The sequence below is a fragment of the Kineococcus sp. NBC_00420 genome, from assembly GCF_036021035.1.
In the GTDB taxonomy this organism is placed as follows: domain Bacteria; phylum Actinomycetota; class Actinomycetes; order Actinomycetales; family Kineococcaceae; genus Kineococcus.
Genome location: NZ_CP107930.1, coordinates 4931777 through 4951603, shown reverse-complemented (window position 1 = coordinate 4951603; position 19827 = coordinate 4931777). Strand labels below are relative to the sequence as shown.

Annotated in this window: 17 protein-coding genes; 2 read left to right on the top strand and 15 right to left on the bottom strand. The window is 73.8% G+C overall.

What is annotated here, in order from left to right; genetic code table 11:
- Window positions 1–15: 15 nt before the first annotated feature.
- The 8 genes from OG218_RS24170 to xerD form a co-directional block, all read right to left on the bottom strand.
- Window positions 16–978: a type II secretion system protein gene (locus tag OG218_RS24170; protein ID WP_328295764.1), complete on the bottom strand. Its 963-nt coding sequence runs from the start codon at window positions 976–978 to the stop codon at window positions 16–18.
- Entirely contained in the window at window positions 978–1841 is an 864-nt protein-coding gene (locus OG218_RS24165; protein WP_328295763.1) for a type II secretion system F family protein, read from the bottom strand. Before OG218_RS24165 ends, OG218_RS24170 begins: the two co-directional genes overlap by 1 nt.
- Window positions 1842–1849: 8 nt before the next feature.
- On the bottom strand, window positions 1850–3145 hold the full coding sequence (locus OG218_RS24160) for a CpaF family protein (RefSeq protein WP_380162113.1): 1296 nt from the start codon (window positions 3143–3145) through the stop codon (window positions 1850–1852).
- A 107-nt stretch (window positions 3146–3252) separates the two neighbouring features.
- Window positions 3253–4044: a hypothetical protein gene (locus OG218_RS24155; protein WP_328295761.1), complete on the bottom strand. Its 792-nt coding sequence runs from the start codon at window positions 4042–4044 to the stop codon at window positions 3253–3255.
- Window positions 4045–4047: 3 nt separating this feature from the next.
- Window positions 4048–4782, bottom strand: a complete 735-nt coding sequence (locus OG218_RS24150) for an SAF domain-containing protein (RefSeq protein WP_328295760.1) — start codon at window positions 4780–4782, stop codon at window positions 4048–4050.
- A 165-nt stretch (window positions 4783–4947) separates the two neighbouring features.
- Complete coding sequence (locus OG218_RS24145) at window positions 4948–7557, bottom strand: AMP-binding protein (protein ID WP_328295759.1); 2610 nt, start codon at window positions 7555–7557, stop codon at window positions 4948–4950.
- 211 nt (window positions 7558–7768) lie between these two features.
- Window positions 7769–8584 carry a ParA family protein gene (locus tag OG218_RS24140; protein ID WP_380162115.1) on the bottom strand — a complete coding sequence of 272 codons (816 nt, stop codon included), beginning with the start codon at window positions 8582–8584 and terminating at the stop codon, window positions 7769–7771.
- Window positions 8585–8961: 377 nt separating this feature from the next.
- A complete protein-coding gene (gene xerD, locus OG218_RS24135; RefSeq protein WP_328295757.1) occupies window positions 8962–9993 on the bottom strand; it encodes a site-specific tyrosine recombinase XerD in 1032 nt (343 codons plus the stop codon).
- A gap of 106 nt (window positions 9994–10099) precedes the next feature.
- Between xerD and OG218_RS24130 the strand changes: the two genes are divergently transcribed.
- On the top strand, window positions 10100–10645 hold the full coding sequence (locus OG218_RS24130) for a PAS domain-containing protein (RefSeq protein WP_442906426.1): 546 nt from the start codon (window positions 10100–10102) through the stop codon (window positions 10643–10645).
- Window positions 10642–11565: a methyl-accepting chemotaxis protein gene (locus OG218_RS24125; RefSeq protein WP_328295755.1), complete on the top strand. Its 924-nt coding sequence runs from the start codon at window positions 10642–10644 to the stop codon at window positions 11563–11565. Before OG218_RS24130 ends, OG218_RS24125 begins: the two co-directional genes overlap by 4 nt.
- 3 nt (window positions 11566–11568) lie before the next feature.
- Here OG218_RS24125 and OG218_RS24120 read toward each other — a convergent pair whose 3' ends face one another.
- From OG218_RS24120 to steA, 7 genes are all read right to left on the bottom strand, one after another.
- A complete protein-coding gene (locus OG218_RS24120; protein WP_328295754.1) occupies window positions 11569–12243 on the bottom strand; it encodes an NUDIX hydrolase in 675 nt (224 codons plus the stop codon).
- Window positions 12240–13958, bottom strand: coding sequence for a CTP synthase (locus tag OG218_RS24115; RefSeq protein WP_328295753.1), 1719 nt, complete (start codon window positions 13956–13958; stop codon window positions 12240–12242). The genes OG218_RS24120 and OG218_RS24115 overlap by 4 nt, the downstream gene beginning before the upstream one ends.
- Window positions 13959–14008: 50 nt before the next feature.
- Window positions 14009–15067: a glycosyltransferase family 4 protein gene (locus OG218_RS24110; RefSeq protein ID WP_328295752.1), complete on the bottom strand. Its 1059-nt coding sequence runs from the start codon at window positions 15065–15067 to the stop codon at window positions 14009–14011.
- A 16-nt stretch (window positions 15068–15083) separates the two neighbouring features.
- The gene (gene murJ / locus OG218_RS24105) at window positions 15084–16703 is read right to left on the bottom strand and encodes a murein biosynthesis integral membrane protein MurJ (protein ID WP_328295751.1); all 1620 of its coding nucleotides are present in this window, start codon (window positions 16701–16703) and stop codon (window positions 15084–15086) included.
- Window positions 16700–17560, bottom strand: a complete 861-nt coding sequence (locus OG218_RS24100) for a hypothetical protein (protein ID WP_328295750.1) — start codon at window positions 17558–17560, stop codon at window positions 16700–16702. The genes murJ and OG218_RS24100 overlap by 4 nt, the downstream gene beginning before the upstream one ends.
- Window positions 17557–18525, bottom strand: coding sequence for a copper transporter (locus OG218_RS24095; protein ID WP_328295749.1), 969 nt, complete (start codon window positions 18523–18525; stop codon window positions 17557–17559). Before OG218_RS24095 ends, OG218_RS24100 begins: the two co-directional genes overlap by 4 nt.
- A gap of 67 nt (window positions 18526–18592) precedes the next feature.
- A complete protein-coding gene (gene steA, locus OG218_RS24090) occupies window positions 18593–19813 on the bottom strand; it encodes a putative cytokinetic ring protein SteA (RefSeq protein ID WP_328295748.1) in 1221 nt (406 codons plus the stop codon).
- Between the last annotated feature and the right edge of the window lie 14 nt (window positions 19814–19827).

Here is a 19827-nt window from a genome sequence, read left to right as displayed (position 1 = left end):
CGACAGGTTTCTCGATCACGACTGGGCCATCAGGTTGTGGACTGCGGGGAAGGCCAGGAACACCATGAACGCGGTGCACAGGACCAGTTGGGCGACGAGCATCGACTGGGACTTCTCCCCCGCCTCGCCCTCGACGTCGGCCATGTCCCGGCGGCGCATCGTGGCCGCACGGGCCGCGAGCGAGGCGCGGATCTTCGCACCGTCGTCGGCCGCCAGCGCCAGGGCACCGGCGAGGTCGGAGAGTTCGGCCACGGCGAGTTCGTCGCCGAGGTCACCGAGGGCCTGCCAGGGCGTGCTGCCCGACAAGCGCGCCCCGGCCAGGGCCTGGCGGATGCGGACGAGGGCCCAGTAGTCGCTGACGGAGGCCGAGCTCAGCAACGCCTCGGGCAGACCCCGACCACCGGCGAGGTTCATCGCGACCAGGTCGGAGAACACCCCGACGACGCGGCGGAAGTCCCGCCGACGGCGCTGGGCGTCGCCCCGCAGGGCGAGGTCGGGCACCACGAAGCCGAGACCACCCATCACCAGCGCGAGCGACAACGGGACGCCTCCGGGGAGCGGGACCCCGAACGCGCGCAACGACAACCAGCAGATCGGGGCGAGGAGCAGCAGCACGAGCCCGGCGACGACCTTGGTGGCGAGGAACTCCCCCGTCCGCCGGCCCAGCACGGCGAGGTCGGCGCGCGTGCGCCGCAGCCGCCAGCCACGTTCGGCCGCGAGCACCTCGAGACGGTCCGCGAGGGTCGCCATCATCCGGCCGAACGCGGCCTGCAGGCCGAACAACCCCCGGTCGGGGGCGACCGAGGCGGCGGCCTCCGCCGCGGACAGGACGGTGCGCCGGGTCGAGCGACGGACCCCGTCGAGGCGGGCGACCTGCACGGACACCGACGGCCGCGCCGGCACCAGGGCGGCGTGCAGGACGACGATGCCCGAGGCCGCCACGGCCCCCGTGAGCAGGGCGAGTTCCAGTCCGTCCATCACGTCGTCCTCCCGGTCTCGGGGTGGGTCAGGAACCGTTCGTGGGACTCGACCTTCGCGAGTCGGCGCAGCCAGGTCAGCCCGGCGAGGAACAGCGCGGCGACGACCATCAGCGCGATCTGCCCGGCGACCGTGGAGTACGGGGCGACGTAGTCGCGGTTGAACACCGCGAGGACCCCCATCACCCCGAGGACGATGAGCAGCACGATCTGGACGCTGCGGCGGATGCTGCGCCGGGAGGCCTCGATGCGGCGACGCACGTCGAGTTCCTCGCGGGTCGAGGTGGCCAGGGCCGTGAGCACGTCACGCAACCCCGGGCCGCGCAACCGCGCGTTGAGCACCAGCGCCGCGACGACGACGTCCGCGCTCGGGTCGTCGACGTCGCCGGCGAAGCGCAGCAGCGCGTCCGGCAGCGGCTCGCGGATGCGCAACCGGTCCACCAGGAGGTTCAACGACGGCCGCAGCACGGGCGCCGAGGTGGCCGTCGTCGCGGGGATCGCCTGCTCCAGACCGATCGCGCCGGCGATGGTGTCGCGCAGCGACTCCGTCCAGTTCGCGAGACCCTCCAGTCGGGCGATGCCGCGGTTCTCCTCGGCGTTGCCGCCGAGCAGCCGCTGCCAGCACGCGACGAGCAGACCGATGCCGATCCCCGCCACGACCCACCGGGTCAGGACGAGGGTCAGGACGCCGGCACCGATCCCGAGCAGCGCCTGCCGGCCCAGTCCCGCGACCGCACCGCGGCGCAGCCCGGGTCGGGAGCTCGGTCCGGGGATCCGACCGTGGACCCCGAGCACGAGGACGAGGATCCCCAGCCCGACGAGCGCCGCGGTGAACGCGACGAGGAACTCCGGTGGCGTCTGCACCGCGCCGTTCACGAACCCCACCGCTCGAGGACGGGGGCGACGTAGCCGGCGGCCTCGAGGTCGTCGGCGCACTGCAACGGCGCGTGCGCGCGGGCGACCCCGTCGCGACCGGCCAGGAACACCTCGGAACTGAGGACGCGGCCGTCGACGCCGGTGACCTCGCGGACGCTGGCGACGGCGCGGCGCAGGCTCCCGCCGGAGTGGTAGGTGTTCTGCTTGTCGAGGAACACCACGAAGTTCACCGCGCCCGCGATGAGCATGTGGCTGGCCTCCACCGGCAGGTGCTCCTCCGCCTGCAGGGCGTAGGTGGAGATGCGGTTGAACACCTCCGCCGAGGAGTTCGCGTGGATGGTGGACAGCGAACCGTCGTTGCCCTGGCTCATGGCGTTGAGCATCGTGACGATCTCGTCGCCGAGGACCTCACCGACGATGACCCGGCTGGGGTTCATGCGCAGCGAACGACGGACGAGTTCGGCCATGGTGACCCCGCCGACCCCTTCGGAGTTCGGCAGCCGTTCCTCGAACGCGACGGCGTTCGGGTGCTCGCGCACCTGCTGGTCCAGACCGAGTTCCAGGGCCCGTTCGACCGTGATGAGCCGCTCGTGCGGCGGGATCTCGGCCGCGAGCGCCCGCAGCAGGGTCGTCTTCCCGGAGTTGGTGGACCCCGCGAGCATGATGTTCTTGCGGGCCCGCACGGCGGCCCGCAGGAACTGCGCGAGGTCCTCGGTCATGGAACCGGACGCGACGAGGTCGGCGAGGGTGGCGCTGGAGAGCCTGGCCCGGCGGATGCTGAGCGCCGGACGCTGGCAGACGCCCATGACCGCCGAGAGCCGCGACCCGTCGGGCAGCCGGAGGTCGAGCTGGGGGTTGGCGGAGTCGAAGGGCCGACTGGTGAGTCCGACGTTGGAGGCGAGCACCTGGACGAGTTCGACGAGGTCCTCGTCGGACTCGGCGACGGCACCGTGGAGTTCCTCCCGGCCGTCCGCGTAGCTGACGAACACCCGGTCGCAGCCGTTGATGTCGATGTTCTCGACGTCGGGGTCCTCGAGCAGCGGCTGGAGTCGTCCGACGCCGAAGAGGGCCGCGCCGATGGCGGAGGCCACGGATTCCTCGCCCTCGGCGGACAACGGCGGCCGGCCGGCCTCCACCTCGGCGCGGGCGTGGTCCTCCAGGACCTGCACGACGAGGGACCGGGCGAACTGCCGTTCGTCGGCAGCCGACATGGGGGTGCGGCCCGCGGTGTCGTCGCGACGTCGCTGGGCGGAGAGGCGGTCGGCGACGACGCCGCGCAGACGCCGGACCAGGTCGTGGTCGACGGCCTCGTGCGATCGGTGCCCGGTCGTGGACCGTCCGGTGGCCCGGCTGGAGCCGCGGTCGGAATCGCGGTCGGAATCGCGGTGGGTGAGGAGGCTCACGCGGCACCTCGCTGGAGTTCGCCGTGGGCGGCGGCGGCCAGGGCGGCCACCACCGGTACCCCCGCCCGCACCAGCGCGGTGCGTTCGGGGCGCGCCGAACGGGCGCCGTCGAAGACGCGGGCTCCGGCGGGATCGAGCGGGAGGCGGCCGAAGTCCTCGACCCAGTCGCCGACGGAGGTCAGGACCGCCGCCGCGTCCGCGGCGTCGCGGCGGTGCGGGTCCCCCACGACGACGACACCGGTCCGCGGGAGCAGACCGTCGGGTCGGCGCAGCGCACCACCGAGGACGCGCAGTCGTTCCCGGCCGTGCAGCACGGCGGCGGTGTCGGCGCGGACGAGGAGGACCACGGTGTCGGCGGCCCGCAGCAGGTCGAGGTGCACGGCGTCGGCGCCGACACGGCCGGCGTCGACGAGCACGTCGGTGGGCACCTCGCCGTCGCGCAGGTCGGCGACGGCGTTCGCGAGCGCCGACCAGCCGCGCCCGGCGGCGAGGGACTGCTCGGGCCCGGTCATCCCGCAGACGACGCGGGTGCCCCCGGCGACGACCTGGGCCTGCTCGAGGACCTGCGCCCCGCTGAGACCTCGGCGGGCACTGGTCAGCAGCGGCAGCAGGCCGCGGTCGGGGTCGAGGACACCGCCGTCGACGGCGGGTACGCGGGCGGCGACGTCACCGCCGGCCGGGTCTGCGTCGAGGAGGACGCAGGGGTGCGGCCAGAGCGCCGCGCTGAGCAGGGCGGTGGTGGTCACCCCGGGAGAGCCCTTGGCGGAGAGGAAGGAGACGAGGGCCACCGGTCACTCCCGCACGAGGTCGACGGGCGGGACGGTGGCGTCGGCGAGGCGCACCAGGGCGACCTGTCCCGCGGCGGCCGCGGCCACGACCTGGGCGGCGTCGGCGGTCGGGACGAGCAGGGACACCGTCCCCGGGTCGCCGGCGACGTCACCGACGCCCGCGGCGGCGGCGGAGCCTCCGGCGACGACCCGGGCCGATGCGAGCAGGACGGTGCCGGCGGGCTGCCCCGTGACGGTGTTGGAGCCGTCGGAGGCCACGAGGAAGGCGCGGACGACGTCGCCGGCGGCGAGCGCGTCGCCGGGACGCTGCTCGGACCCGGGGACGATCCCGACGACCGCCGCGTCGGTGGGGATGGTGTCCCCGGCCAGGAACATCGTCCGGTTCACCAGGGTGTCCGCGGGGATGCGCGAGGTCGCGTGGGTGCCGACGAAGTTCGCCAGGGCGGAAGCGGGGACGACGGCAGCTCCGTCGGCGGCCACCCGGGCGGTACCGAGGTCCTGCGCGGTCACCACCGCGCCGGGAGCGATGTCGTGCCGGGCCACGAGGACGTCGACGCGGTCTCCGCTGCGGTGCACCACGAGGGCGCTGCCGAGCGAGCCGGCGACGACCAGCACGAGACCGGAGGCGATCAGCGCCGGACGGCGTTCCCGGACGGGGCCGGGCAACCGCGCCGCGGAGGTGGCGCTCGGCGCGGGGCGGGCGCTGCGCTGGGTGGGCGGGGCGGCGGTCGAGGGCATGCCCAGAAAGGTGGCACGCGGTCCCGCTGCACCCGTGACGGATCGCGACCGGTTGCGCCGTGTGGGGTTTCAGCGTCACCCGCTCTGCGCAAGCAGTGACGACGCTGTGTGGTCGGATCGGGTGAGTTCGGGGTTCCCGGCCCCGGACCCACCCGATCCGTGGTGTCAGCGGTCGGCGAGTTCCCCGTGGTGCTCCCGCAGGTCGAGGACGGCGGGCGCGTCCGCGGGGCGCAGTTCCGCCGAGACGAGGGCGGCGACCGGAGCCACCCGCGGGTCGCGCAGGATCGACATGTGCTCGCCGGCGACCTCGACGATGCGGGCGTCGCCACTGAGGTGGGGACCCCACTGCCGGCGGGCTGCGGCGTCCACGTCGTCGCCCGCGACGAGGACGAGGGTGCGACCGGGGTAGACCTCGGTGGTGTACCTGCGCTGCAGGAAGTTCCCCTGCCGGAAGAACCGGATGTAGTGCCCGAGGCCGGAGTGCGCCTTGATCCCGGTGAGGGCGAGGGAAACCCCTTCCTTCAGCTTGGCCAGCGTCGAGGGGTGGTGCACGACGGGCATCAGCGCGGGGTCCGGCGGGAAGGAGTCGAGGACGATCAGGGTCTCGACCTCCTGGCCCGCACGGCGCAGCTGGTGCGCCATCTCGAGGGCGATGAGACCGCCGAGGGAGTGCCCCGCGATCCGGTAGGGGCCTTCGGGTTGCTCCCCCCGGACCGTCGCGACGTGGCGGCGGGCGATGCGCCCGACCGACCAGTCGGGCAGGGCCCGGTTCTCCAACCCGTTGGCCTGCAACCCGAGGACGGGGATGCCGGGCACGATCTGGTGGGCCAGGGTCCGCATCGCCAGCGCGGCGCTGCCCGCTCCGGCGACGAGGAACAGCGGTCGTTCCCCGCCCTCGGGACGCAGCGGGACGAGGGTGGGCCGGTCGCTGCGGACCTTCGACCGCGCGGCGGCCGCGAACGACGCGACGGTCGGTGCGGCGGCGAGGGTCGCGGTCCCGATCTGGGCGAGCGACTGGTCCCCCAGTGCTTCGAGGCGACTCACGAGGGCCTCGGCCGCGAGGGAGTCGCCGCCGAGTTCGAAGAAGTCGTCGTGGATGGAGAGGTCCTCCAGTTCCAGGACGGCGCAGAACTGTTCGAAGACGACCTCCTCCCAGCCCGTGCGCGGAACCTCGAAGGGAGCCGAACTCGGTGCGGGGTCCGGGAGTCGGGACCGGTCGAGCTTCCCGCGTTCGGTGCGCGGCAACGCGTCCAGGAACACGACGTGCTCGGGGACCATGTGCGAAGGCAGGTTCTCGCGCACCACGGCCCGGACGGCCGAGGCCTGCGGACGCGGACCCTCGGGGACGACGTAGGCGACCAGGGACATCCGCCCGGTGCGGGCGGAGGGGCGACCGACGACGAGGGCCTCGCGGACGTCGGGCTGGGCGAAGAGCAGGGCGTCGACCTCCCCGGGTTCGACGAGCAGGCCGCGCACCTTCACGCTGTGGTCGCTGCGGCCGAGCAGACGCAGGCAACCGTCGCTGCCGAGGGACCCGACGTCGCTGGTGCGGAACGTGCGGGAGCCGTCCGGGTTGTCCCGGAACACCTCTGCGGTCTTCTCGGGGGCGTTCCAGTAGCGACCACCGAGCCAGCGGCTGGTGAGGACGACGCGCCCGGTGCCCTCGTCGGAGAGGGAGCCGTCCTCGAGTTCCACCTGGAGCCGGGCGCCGGGAACGGCCCAGCCGACGGGCGTCGCACCGTCGGGGGACTCGTCGTCGCCGCTGATGGGGTACTCGGTCATCAGCCACGTCTCGGTCGATCCGTAGCGGTTGCGCACCACGCAGTCCGGGCCGACGGCGCGGCGGATCGCGGCGAGTTCGGCACCGTGGACGGTCTCACCGGCCATCGTCACGCTCTTCAGCCCGGGGAGTCGTCCCCGCGTCCCGAGCGAGGTGATGACCCCCCGCAGGATGGCCGGCGAGGCGAGCAGGACGTCGGCGCCCACGTCGGCGAGGAAACCCGGGAGTTCCGCGATCGAGCGGCGACGCGGGTCGAAGAGTTCCTGGCGGGCGCCGACGAGCAACGCCCCGAGGGTCGGGGTGACCCCGGCGCTGAACGCCATCGGCAGCAGGTGCGCGACGACGCTGCCGGCCGGGTAGGCACCGGTGCCCTCAGAGCTCACCCAGGTGTCGTGCAGGATCGAGCGGTGCTCGCAGGCCACGCCCTTCGGGGCGCCGGTGGAACCGGAGGTGTAGACGATGACCGCGACGTCGTCGGGGTCGGCCGGCGAGCCGAGCAGCGCGGCGGCCGCGTCGACGTGGTCGGGCCAGGCGGACGCGTCGGCCGAGTCCGGGTCGAGGACCCTCGCGGCGACCTCGGCCGCGGTGGCGGTCCGTGCGGTGTCGGAGACGACGAGGCTCGCGCCGGCCGCCTCGACGTAGTGCCGCAACCTCGGTGCCGGGGTCGTCGGGTCGAGCACGACGACGGGGTGACCGGCGGCGATCACCCCGACCATCGCGGCGACGGCGCCGACGTCGTGCCCGCGGAGCACCGCGACCGGGGTGGCCCGGGGGTCGAGACCCGCGTGGTGGGCCAGCACCGCCGAACGCACGAGTGCGGCCCGGCGCAGCAGGTCCGCCCCGGTGAGCCGGTCGACGCCGTCGGCGACCAGGACCTCGTCGGCGCACGCGAGCGCGACGTCGACGATGCGCGGGACCAACTGTCCCTGCGCGTGTTCCTCGGAGAACCTCGTGAACCCTTCGTCCACGGCGTCCGTCCCTGTCGTGACCCCCACGGGTGAGCCCCCTCCCCCGACCGGCCTAGGAAACCGGTCTCGTGTGGCCGAACCCTAGCCCGTCCGGGGTCGCCCCAACGGAGCAGCAGCGTGGTCCCGACCACAAGACCACCGCACGGACGCCGGAGTTCTACGGACGGTCCTCGCCGCTGACCCAGAGCCACCGGAAACCCCGGGATCCCTTACGCCACGGGAGGTTCGGGGCGGTGACTCAGGCCGCGTCACCCCGGGCGACGAGTTCACGGGCCAGCTGGCGGTACGACTCTGCTCCCGGGTGGTTGCTCGCGTAGGACGTGATGGGTTCGGCCGCCACCGTCGCGTCGGGGAACTTCACCGTCCGCCCGATCACGGTGTGGAACACGTCGTCGCCGAAGGCCTCGACGACACGGCTCACGACCTCACGGCTGTGCAGGGTCCGGCCGTCGTACATGGTGGCGAGGATCCCGTCGACCTCCAGGGCCGGGTTCAACCGCTCCTGCACCTTCTCGATCGTCTCGACGAGCAGCGCGACCCCGCGCAGCGCGAAGAACTCGCACTCCAGCGGGATCAGGACCCCGTGGGAGGCGGTCAGCGCGTTGACGGTGAGCAGGCCCAGCGAGGGCTGGCAGTCGATGAGGACGACGTCGTAGTCGTCGAGGGCCGGCCGCAGCGCGCGGGCCAGGACGCTCTCGCGGGCGACCTCCCCGACCAGCTGCACCTCGGCGGCGGAGAGGTCGATGTTCGCGGGCAGCAGGTCGAGACCCTCGACAGCGGTCTCGCGGATGACCTCGCGCACGTCGGTCCCGCGCTCCATGAGGAGCTGGTAGACGGTCTTGTCGAGCTCGTGGGAGTTGATGCCCAGTCCCGCCGACAACGCGCCCTGCGGGTCGAAGTCGACCAGCAGCACGCGGCGGCCGTACTCGGCCAGCGCCGCCCCGAGGTTGATGGTGGTCGTCGTCTTGCCGACCCCACCCTTCTGGTTGCACATCGAGATGACGCGCGCCGGACCGTGCTGCGCCAACGGGGCCGGCACCGGGAAGACCGGCATCGGGCGCCCCGTGGGGCCGTTCTGCGGCCCCAGCTCGATCTCGCCCTGCACCGCGCGGGTCTCCCGGACCTCGCCCGCCGGAACGGGCTGCGGCTCCGTCTCGACGGGCGACTGCGGTTCGGGCCGGGGCTCGGACTGCGCGACCGGCTGCTGGATCGGCTGCGGCAGGGCGGTGGGCCGCTGCGGGAAGGGACGCGGGACCGGCCGCGGGAGGGGCTGCACCACCGGCGGGGCCACCGGCTCCTGCACCGGAGCCGGCACTCGAGCGTCGTCGCTCGTCGGCGTGCCGGTGGCGTGCTGGGGGTACTCGCTGGTCACGGCGGGGCACTTCCTCGGGCAGTCGTGGGCGTGTGACGGGTGTGTCTCTGCGGGTGACCCTAGTCCGCCGGGCGTGGTGGAGCGGTGGACGGGTCGTGAGCACGTGGGTGGCTCTCCGCGTGCACCTCGCGCAACGAATCAGCCGTGACGAGGGTGTAGACCTGCGTCGTCGCCACCGAGGCGTGACCGAGCAGCTCCTGCACCACCCGGACGTCGGCCCCTCCCCGCAGCAGGTGCGTCGCGAAGGAGTGACGCAGCGTGTGCGGCGAGACGGCCCGGGTGATCCCCGCCCGACGCGCCGCCGACTGGAGCACCGCCCACGCACTCTGTCGCGAGAGCCGACCGCCACGGGTGTTGAGGAACAACGCGGGTGTCCCCCGCCCCGCGGCCACCAGCTGCGGACGGGATCGGACGAGGTACTGCTCGAGCGCGGTGCGGGCGTAGGACCCGATGGGGACCACCCGCTCCTTCGACCCCTTGCCGCGCAACCGGACCACGCCCGTCTCACCCAGCACCTCGGGCATCGCGTCGTCGACGTCGAGCCCCACGGCCTCGCTGATGCGCGCCCCGCAGCCGTAGAGGACCTCGAGCAGCGCGGCGTCGCGCAAGGGCACGGCCGACTGCACGCCGTCACCGCCGGACCGCGCGACGTCGAGCAGCCGGGTGACCTCCTCCACCGTCAGCGCCGCGGGGAGGCGACGCGGTGGCGCCGGTGGTCGCACCAGGACCGAGGGGTCGTCGGCGCTGCGGCCCTCGGCGTGCAGGAACCGGTGCCACCCGCGGACGGCGGAGGCCGCCCGGGCGGTGGAACTGGCCGTGAGCACCGCCGCGCCGTCCTCGCCGGTGCGCAGGGTCACGACGAACGCGCTCACGGCCGCCTCGTCGACCTGACGGGGATCGGTGATCCCCCGGCCGGCCAGGAAGCGCACGTAGCGGGCCAGGTCACGGCGGTAGGCCCCCAGCGTGTTGGCGGACAGGCCGCGTTCCACCTGCAGGTGAGCGAGGTAGTCCCGGACCGCCGCCTGCAGAGCGCTCGCCTCGCGGGGTTCCCCGGAGTCACCGGGGGCAGCGGCGAGGACCTGGGCGGACACGCTCCGACCCTACGGGGCGCGCACCGCGCCGTGACCGGGGACACACGCCGGGACCGGACGAAAGGATCCGGTCAAGTCGTTCACCCGTTCGGCCGACCACACCTGCGTGCGAGCATCGAGAACTTCACCCACCGGCGTCGAACGGCGCTTCGGCGACGACGAGCTGATCGTGACGAAGACCGATGCGCGCGGGGTCATCACCTACGCAAACGACGTCTTCCTCCGCGTGTCCGCCCTGACCGAGGGCGAGGTCGTGGGCCAGCCGCACAACATCATCCGGCACCCCGGGATGCCTCGCGGGATCTTCGACCTGCTCTGGGAGACCCTGCGCAGCGGCAGCGAGATCTTCGCCTACGTCGTGAACCTGGCCGCCGACGGTGCGCACTACTGGGTGCTGGCGCACGTGACCCCCAGCGTCGACGCCCACGGGAAGCTGCTCGGCTACCACTCCAACCGCCGGGTCCCGGTCCCCGCGGCCCTCACCGCGGTGCGCCGCCTCTACGACGAACTGCTGGCCGTCGAGGCCCGGTTCAGCCGACCCGCCGAGGCCGTCGCCGCCTCCCGTGCCCTCCTCACCGAACGTCTCGACACCGCGGGGATGACCTACGACGAGTTCGTCTGGTCCCTCAGTCCCGAAGGAGTGGCCGCGTGAACCTGCTGCGACGCAAGCCGTCAGCCACCACCGGCCGCACGCACGACGACGTCCTGCGCACCGTCGCGGCCGTCGCCGGACGGGCCGCCGCGGGCGACCTGGAGGCTCGCGTGCCCTACCTCGGGGACGACGCCGTGCTGGTCGAGCTGCGCACCGCCTTCAACCACCAGCTCGACATGACCGACGCCTTCGTCCGCGACGCGTCCGCGACGCTGACGGCGGCCAGCGAGGGCCGGTTCCACCGCCGCTTCCTCCTCGGCGGCACCCGGGGCGCGTTCCGCAACGGTGCCCAGGTCATCGACGCCGCGCGCCGCGCCAGCGCGACCGCCGGCGCCGAGCTGGACCAGGCGACCGCCAGTCGCCTCGCCCTCGCCGACGAACTGGAGTCCACCGTCCTCGGGGCCTCCGAGCAGGTGAGCGCCGGGGCCACCAGCGCCGGGGCCGGGGCCGCCGAGCTCGCCCGCACGGCCCGCGACGCCGTCGAGCAGGTCCAACGGGCCGTCGCGACGGTCGGATCGCTGCGCGAGGCGTCCTCGCGCATCGAGGAGGCCGTGAAGCTCATCGAGAAGGTCGCCGCGCAGACCCGTCTGCTGTCGCTGAACGCGACCATCGAGGCCGAGCGCGCCGGGCCGGCCGGGGCGGGGTTCGCCGTTGTGGCCGAAGAGGTCAAGCGCCTCGCCGACCAGGCCGCCCAGTCCAACTCGGTCATCGCCGCGCAGGTGGCGGCGAGCCAGCAGGCCACCGAGGAGGCCGTGGCCGTCATCGAGGGTGTCGCCGCCCGGATCGAGAGCATGGACGCCGAGGTCGGCGCCATCACCGACGCCGTCTCCGGTGGGGGCGGAACCACCGGACTGTCGGAGATCGCCGGCCTCCTGCAGCAGCAGGTCGGCGGTTTCGTCGCGACCGTCCGGGGTTCCTGAGGACTACCCCTGCGGTCGCAGCAGCCCGGTCGGCCAGGGAGCGTCGGCCGGGCGCAGCGCGTCCAGGCCGCTCGCCCTGGCCGCCTGCAGGGCGAGCACCCCGATGACGCTGCCCGGGTTCGCGAAACGACCGGAGAGCACCGCGTCCACGGCCTGAGCCAACGGGACGCGGACGGGGACGAGGTCCTTCTCCTCGTCCTCGCGCACGTGCCGGTCCGCCGGCGCCACCGCGGACAACCCGCGGGCGAGGTAGACGCGGTTCGCCTCGCTGGAACCTCCCGGCGAGTTGAACCAGTCCACCAGGACGGCCCAGTCGGAGGCGACGAGGTCGGCCTCCTCGGCGAGTTCGCGCTGCGCCGCCAGCAGGGGCGCCTCGCCGGCGACGTCGAGCAGCCCGGCCGGCAGTTCCCACAACTCCCGGCGGACCGGGTGACGGTACTGCTTGATGAACAGGACGTTCTCGTCGTCGTCGAGAGCCAGGATGGTCACCGCACCCGGGTGGCGCTGGACGTCACGCACGACCGGGGAACCGTCGGTGAGCTCCACCGTCTCGCTCACCACGTCCCAGACGTGCCCGGCGAAGACGACCTCGCTGCCCGCGAGGCGACGCTGCGCCGGTGCGTCCGACAGCTCCGCCCCGTCGACGAGGGGAACCTGCAGTTCCTCCGGGAAGCTCATGCCGTCACGTCCGAGAGCTGCTCGGTCACGGGTTCCGCGGGCTGCGGGTCCACGTCGATGAGCTGCCCCTCGCGCTGACGACGCAGAGCCGCCGCGACGAGACCGGAGAACAGCGGGTGCGCCCGGGTCGGGCGCGACTTGAACTCCGGGTGGGCCTGGGTCCCGACGTAGTACGGGTGGACGTCGGCGGGCAGTTCCACGAACTCGACGAGTTCGCGGTCGGGGGAGGTGCCCGAGAAGACGAGGCCCTTCTTCGACAGCTGGTCGCGGTAGGAGTTGTTCACCTCGTAGCGGTGACGGTGGCGCTCCGAGATCCGCTCGCTGCCGTAGGTGGTCGCCACGACGGAACCCTGCTGGAGGACCGCCTCGTAGGACCCGAGGCGCATGGTGCCGCCCATGTCGCCGTCACCGGAGACGATCTCGCGCTGCTCGGCCATCGTCGCGATGACCGGGTGCTTCGCGTCGGGCTCGAACTCCGTGGAACTCGCGTTCCGCAGGCCGGCGACGTTGCGCGCGTACTCGATCACCATGCACTGCAGACCGAGGCAGAGACCGAGCGTCGGGACACCGTTCTCGCGGGCCCAGCGCAGCGCACCGAGCTTGCCCTCGATGCCGCGCACCCCGAAACCGCCCGGGACGCAGATCGCGTCGACCCCGTGCAGCTGCTTCTGCGCACCCTCCTGGGTGGCGCAGTCGTCGGCCGCCACCCACCGGATGTCGACCTTCGCGTCCTCGGCGAAACCACCGGCGCGCAACGCCTCGGTGACCGAGAGGTAGGCGTCGGGAAGGTCGATGTACTTGCCCACGAGGGCGATCTCGACGTGGCGACGCGGGTTGTGCACGCGACGCAGCAGGTCGTCCCAGGTGGTCCAGTCGACGTCGCGGAAGCTCAGGTTGAGCTTGCGGACGAGGTAGGCGTCGAGACCCTCGCGGTGCAGGACCTTCGGGATGTCGTAGATCGAGGGCGCGTCGATCGCGGCCACCACGGCCTCGTCGTCGACGTCGCACATGGAGGCGATCTTCCGCTTGACGCCTTCGGGGATCTCCCGGTCGGCGCGGCAGACGATGGCGTCGGGCTGGATGCCGATGCTGCGCAGGGCCGCGACGGAGTGCTGGGTGGGTTTCGTCTTGAGCTCTCCGCTGGGACCGATGTAGGGCACCAGGGACACGTGGACGAAGAACACGTTGTCGCGGCCGAGGCGCTGCCGCACCTGGCGGGCGGCCTCGAGGAACGGCAGCGACTCGATGTCGCCGACGGTCCCGCCGACCTCGGTGATGATCACGTCGATGTCGTCGCGGGCCTGGGCCCGCATCCGGTCGACGATCTCGTTGGTGATGTGCGGGATGACCTGGACGGTGTCGCCGAGGTACTCGCCACGACGTTCCTTGGCGATCACCGACGAGTACACCTGGCCGGTGGTCACGTTCGCGGAGGCGTCGAAACGCACGTCGAGGAAGCGTTCGTAGTGGCCGATGTCGAGGTCCGTCTCGGCACCGTCGTCGGTCACGAAGACCTCGCCGTGCTGGAACGGGTTCATCGTGCCGGGGTCGACGTTGAGGTAGGGATCGAGCTTCTGCATCGCCACCCGCAGGCCACGGGCCCGGAGGAGTCGGCCGAGGCTGGAGGCCGTGAGCCCCTTCCCGAGGGAGCTGGCCACACCCCCGGTCACGAAGACGTGCTGGGTGGGGGACTCGGGAGTGCTGCGGTTCGCCACGGAGTTCGAGCGTACCGGACGCACGGCCTCCTCGCCGCCGCGCCGCGCGATCAGGACCGGAGACGGTCGTGGACCCCGCGGACCTGGGCGAGCGCCGCCGCCGCGTCCGGCAGCCGGGCCGCACGGGCCGCGGAGCGGCGTCCACGGTCCTCCCGCGCAGCCGGATCACCCAGCAGGGCGTCCAAGGCGTCCGCGAACGCCCTGGGGTCTCCCACGGGCACCAGGACGGCGGCGTCCCCCGTGACCTCCCGGGTGCCACCGACGTCGGTCGCCACCACCGGCACCCCCGCCCGCAGGGCCTCCTGGACGAAGACCGGCTGGCCCTCCCAGAGGCTCGTGCTCAGGGCGACGTCGGCGGCGGCCAGCAGGTCGGCCACGTCGTCGCGTCGACCGACCAGCGTGACGGGGAGCCGCTCGTCGCGGACCCGGGCCGCGAGCTCGTCGTGCAGCGGCCCGTCCCCCACGACGACGATGCGCCCGAGGGTGAGCCGGGCGGCGACGTCCAGCAGCGTCGGCAGCCCCTTCTGCGGGGCGAGCCTGGCGACCGCCAGGGCGACCGGGCCCTCCCCCAGGACGGCGCGCCCCCGGGTCGCCTCCCCCGCCGGGAGTTCCGGTGCGGGCACGAGGGCGCGTTCGGCGGTCCGCGCCCCCAGCGCCCGGGCGATCTGCACCAGGTCCTCCGAGACCCCGAGGACGACGTCGGCCCGACGGCAGACGACGCGCAGGACGCCCAGGCCGAGCCGTGCGCGCGGCCCCGCACCGAGGACGGCGTTGTGCAGGGTCACCACGAACGGGGTCCGTCGCCCGACCGCGAGCGCCGCGACGAGCCCGGCCCGCACCCCGTGGGCGTGGACCAGCGCCCCGGGAGCCGCGCGCAGCGCCGCACGCAGCGCCGCGACCGCTCGCAGGTCCCGGACCGGGTCGAGGCTCGCGCCGATCTCCACGGCCGTGGTCGCCGCGTCGAAGGCGAAGCGCCGCAACGTCTCCGCGGGCGCCGCGACACGGACGTCGACGCCGTCCGCGCGCAGTCCGGCGCAGAGCTGGACGACGTGGCGGCCGACTCCTCCGGCGCTGCTGGCGAGGACGAACACGACGGGACCGTTCGACACGAGGGTTCTCCTTGGCTCAGCGGCGCACGACGCGCCGCAGGGTGCCCGTGAGCGCACGGACGTCGGTGGGGGCGGTGAACCGGGCCACGAGCGCCCAGACGAGGACGGCGAGCACGCCGACGCCGACGCCGAGGGCGACCTCGCCCGCGATCCCGTGCACGCCGACCCGGGCCCCGACCAGCCCGCCCACGAGCCCGCCCGCGAACGCCGAGAGCAGCGAGGCGACGACGACGCGGACGAGCCCGGTGAGGGATCCGGGTCCGGCTGCGCGGTGGACGGCGCGCAGCAGCAGGACCCCGGCCACGGTGAGCCCGAGGGTGTGCGCGAGGGCGAGCGCGCTCACGACGCGCTCGTCGGGCAGCACCGCCGGCAGGACGACGACGCCGATGAGGACGACGACCCAGCCGGCCACCGTGCCGGTCGCCGCGGAGCGCCCCTCGCCGAGGGCGTAGAGCGCCCGGGTCAGCAGGGCGACGAGTCCGTAGCCCAGCAGTCCCGGCGCGAAGAGGACCAGTGCCGCCGCGAGGTCCCCGGACTGCCCGGACCCGACACGACTCGCGACGAAGACGACGGCGACCGGCGCGGCGACGGCCGCGAGGGCAGCGGCCCCGAGCGAGCTGACCAGCAGGACGACGCGCACCGCGGGCGCGAGGATCGTCGCGAAGTCCTCGCGGGCCCCTTCCGCCGCGCGCGAGAGGCGTGGGAAGACGGCGGTGGCGACGGGAACGGCGAGCACGGCGTAGGGCAGCAGGAACATCGCCCAGGCGTAGCTCCAGCGGTTCACCGCACCGGTCGCGCCGTCGTTCGCGGCCACCGTGATCGCGATGGTCACCACCTGCTGGGCGAGCAGGACGGCGAGTCCGGACAGGGCGAGCGAACGCAACCGGGACCCGTCGCCGGGGGTCGGGCGCAGGGTCGGGCGCCAGCGGACGGCGCTGCGCAGGGCCGGAGCGTGCGCGAGGGCCAGCACGAGGACCCCGAGGGTGGTCCCCCCGGCGAGCACCGCCACGGCCCGGTCGGGGACCGCGGCCAGGTTCCCGCGGACGACCGCGGCCGGGACCATCCAGCCGACGACCAGGTAGGCGAGGCCGACGACCAGGCTGGAGACCAGGGGCGCGGCGGCCGGGGCGGTGAAGCGTTGCTGGGCCTGCAGGACCCCGGCGAAGACGACGGCGACGGCGTACAGCGGGACCTGCGGCAGGAAGACCCACAACATGACGGTGCCGATGCGCAGCAACGAGTCCCCGCACCCCTCGACGGAGCCGCCACGCAGCAGCAGCCCCATGACGGGCCGCGCCAGCAACGCCGTGAGCCCGGCGACGACGACGAGGACGAGGACGCTCCAGGTGAGCGCGGCCGACGCCGTCCGGGACGCGTCGGCGCGTTGCCGCTCGTCCCCCGAGGCGAGCCGGGAGGACAACAGCGGCACCAGGACCCCCGCCAGCGCCCCTCCCGCCACGACCTCGAAGAGGACGTTGGGGACCTGGTTGGCGGTCTGGTAGGCGGTGCCGAGACAGGTGTCACCGACGGTCTGGCTGAAGGCGAGGATCCGGCCGAACCCCGCGAGGCGGGCGAAGACCGTCAACAGGGCGACCGACGCCGCCGCGGCGGCGACGGAGCGGACCTTCGGCGTCACGGACGGCCGAGGCGGTCGAGCTCCCGCAGCACCGGTACGGACTCGATGACCCGGCTGAAGCTGATCCGTTCCGAGGCCAGGGTCAGCCCCACCACGGTGGCCAGGGCCAGACAGCGACCAGGCCGTTCCCACCGGGCGAGCGCGGCGACGCCGAGGACCCCGCCGAGGGCGTTCGCGCCCGTGTCGCCGAGCATGCTGCGCCCGGCGAGGTCGTCGGGCAGGACGGCCGAGCAGGCGCCCAGGACGGCGGCCGCGCAGGGGCGGGCCGCCGCCGCACCGGCACTGCCGGGGGCTCCCACGGCCAGCGACACGGCCACGACCGTCGCGACCTTCGCCGCGCGCCCCGGGCGCAGGTCGAAGAGGTTCAGGAGGTTGGCGCTGCCCGCCACCAGGGCACCACCGAGGAGGGTGTCGAAGGCCTGCCCGGCCGTGCGGGGACGATCGGCCACCACCGCGGCGGCGAGCCCGGTCGCGCCGATGCCCAGCACCTTCCAGGCCCCCGTGGTGACACGACGCCGGCGCAGCGCCTCGAGGTGACCGCGGAGACCACGCGCACCGGCGTCCCGGTCCCCGGCCCGTTCGGTGAGGTCGTCCAACGCGCCGAAGGCCCCCGCACCGAGGGCCGCGACGACTCCCGCGACCCGGTACGGCGGTCGGGAGGCCAACGACCCGGTGGCGACGGCGAGGGCCGCGGTGGGCCCCTCGAGCAGGGTGACGGTTGCTCCGCGGTGGTTCCGGCGGTCCCAACGCCCTGCCCCCGCCGGCGGGTGGTCCCGCAGCAGCGCGCCGAGGCGTCGACCCGCCCCGCGGGCTGCGGTGAGCGCCAGCGCGGAGCGCGGTGTCGAGGCGCCGTTCACTGCGGTGCCGCCGGCAGCTGCGGGGAGACGGCGTCGGCGGAGCCCGCGGTCCCGTACTGGCCCGCGCCTCCGGACAGCTGCTGGCGCAGCCCGAGGACGACGTTGACCCGCCCGATCGGGGAGTCGAGGTCGTCGACCCCGCTGACGGTGGCCGCGACGTCCTTGTCGGAACGCAGCGCCGCGACCGGTCCACCGTCGGCGGCCGCCTCGGGCGGACCCGCGAGCAGCGCGCCCGCACTGGCGGCGTCGAGCTCGCGGGCGAGCGCGACCCAGGCCGCGTCGTCCTTGGTGACCTGGGCGTCGGTGGCGTCGGAGTCGGGCGCCCCACCGACGAGCAGGGCGAGCGTCGCCCGTTGACCGCTCGCGTCGGTTCCGCCGTCGACCTCGACGAGGCCCGCGTCGGTCAGCGTCTTCAGCACCGCTGCACCGCCTTCGTCGGGCTGACCGGTCTGCGCGAGCTCGGTGGTGACGAGGGCCCGGGCCAGTTCCGCGGCGAGCACGTCCTCGGTGCCGGCGTCGGTGGCCGGCGCCGTGGTCAGCTGACCGGTCAGCTCGTCGGCGACGTCGTCGCGGTCGCTCTGCTTCGCGGGGTCGATCCAGCTGTTCTGGATCGTGACCTGCGTGGACACGGTCGCACCCGCCTGCTCCAGGACGTCGACGGTGGCGTCGACCTGGCTGGAGTCGGCACCGGGGAGTTCCACGACGGCGACGCTGCGACCACCGAGCTGACGGGCGACCAACGCCGGCGTGACAGCCTCGGCCCAGCTGTCCTGCGCCTTGGTGGCCGTGAGCGCGGCGTCGCGTTCGGAGCGCAACTGGTTCTTCTCCGCGGTCAGCTGCTTCACCTGGTCGGTGATCCCCGTCGAGATGCCCTCGTTCAGCGGACCGGCGCCCAGGACGATCCCGACGGCGAGCGCGAGGAAGATCGACACCAGCGAGACGACGTGGTATCGGAAGTCGATCACTGGGCATCCTGTCGTCGAGAAGTGGTGCGGTGCAGTCGGTCCAGGCGCCCTCGGCGGGACGCGCCGGTCACGGCCCCTCCCCCGGCAGCAGGCCGAGGAACCCCGCCCACAGGTCTTCGAAGCGGGCACCGGTGACCGCGAGGATCGCCTGGCCCGTCGGGGTGACCAGCAGCGCGGCGACGAGGGCCAGCACGCCGGAGAGGACGAGGACGACGACCTGGGAGTCGGAGACCCGGGACCGGTAGAGCCGGGACACCCCCTTGGCGTCGACGAGCTTGCCGCCGACGCGCAACCGGGTGAGGAAGGTGCTGGCCATGCCCGAGCGGCCCTTGTCCAGGAACTCCACGAGGGTCACGTGGGTGCCGACGGCGGCGATGAGCGTCGCACCCTTGTCGTCGGCGAGCAGCATCGCGACGTCCTCGCTGGTCCCGGTGGCGGGGAAGACGACCGCGTCGATGCCCAGCGACCGGACCCGTTCCAGACCGGGCGCACGCCCGTCGCGGTAGGCGTGCACGACGACCTCGGCGCCGCAGCGCAGCGCCGCGTCCGAGACGGAGTCCATGTCACCGACGATCAGGCCGGGCTTGTACCCGGCCTCGAGGATCGCGTCGGCGCCCCCGTCCACCCCGATGAGGACCGGCTTGTACTCGCGGATGTAGGGCCGCAGCGTGACCAGGTCCTCCTTGTAGTGGTACCCGCGGACCACGATGAGGACGTGGCGACCGTCGAGGTCGGTGCGGATGTCGGGCACCCCGACCCCGTCGAGCAGGAGGTCGCGCTCGCGGCGCAGGTACTCCATCGTGTTCGCCGCGAAGGCCTCCAACTGCAACGACAGACCCGCGCGAGCGACCTCCATGTCCGCGGCGACGACCTCGGGGGTCAACCGGCGTCCGCGGGCCACGACCTGCCCGTCGACGCGGACGACGTCGTCGTCGAGCTGGAGCTTCGCGCCCTCGACGAGCGCGGTCATGGCGTCGTCCCCGACCTCGTCGATGACGGGGATGCCGGCGTCGACGAGGATTCCGGGTCCGAGGTTCGGGTAGCGGCCGGAGGTGCTGCGGGAGGCGTTCACCACCGCGGCCGGGTGGCAGGCGACGAGCGCCTCGGCGGAGACCCGGTCGAGGTCGAGGTGGTCGATGACGGCGACGTCCCCGGGTTTGAGGCGTTTGGTGAGCCGTTTGGTCCGGCGGTCCACCCGCGCCGTCCCCTTCACCACGTCGAGGGTGCCGGTCGTCCCGTTCGACTCGGCTCCGGCCGCGTCACCGCGCGCTCGTCGCCGCCTGATCACCGTCGAACTCCTCC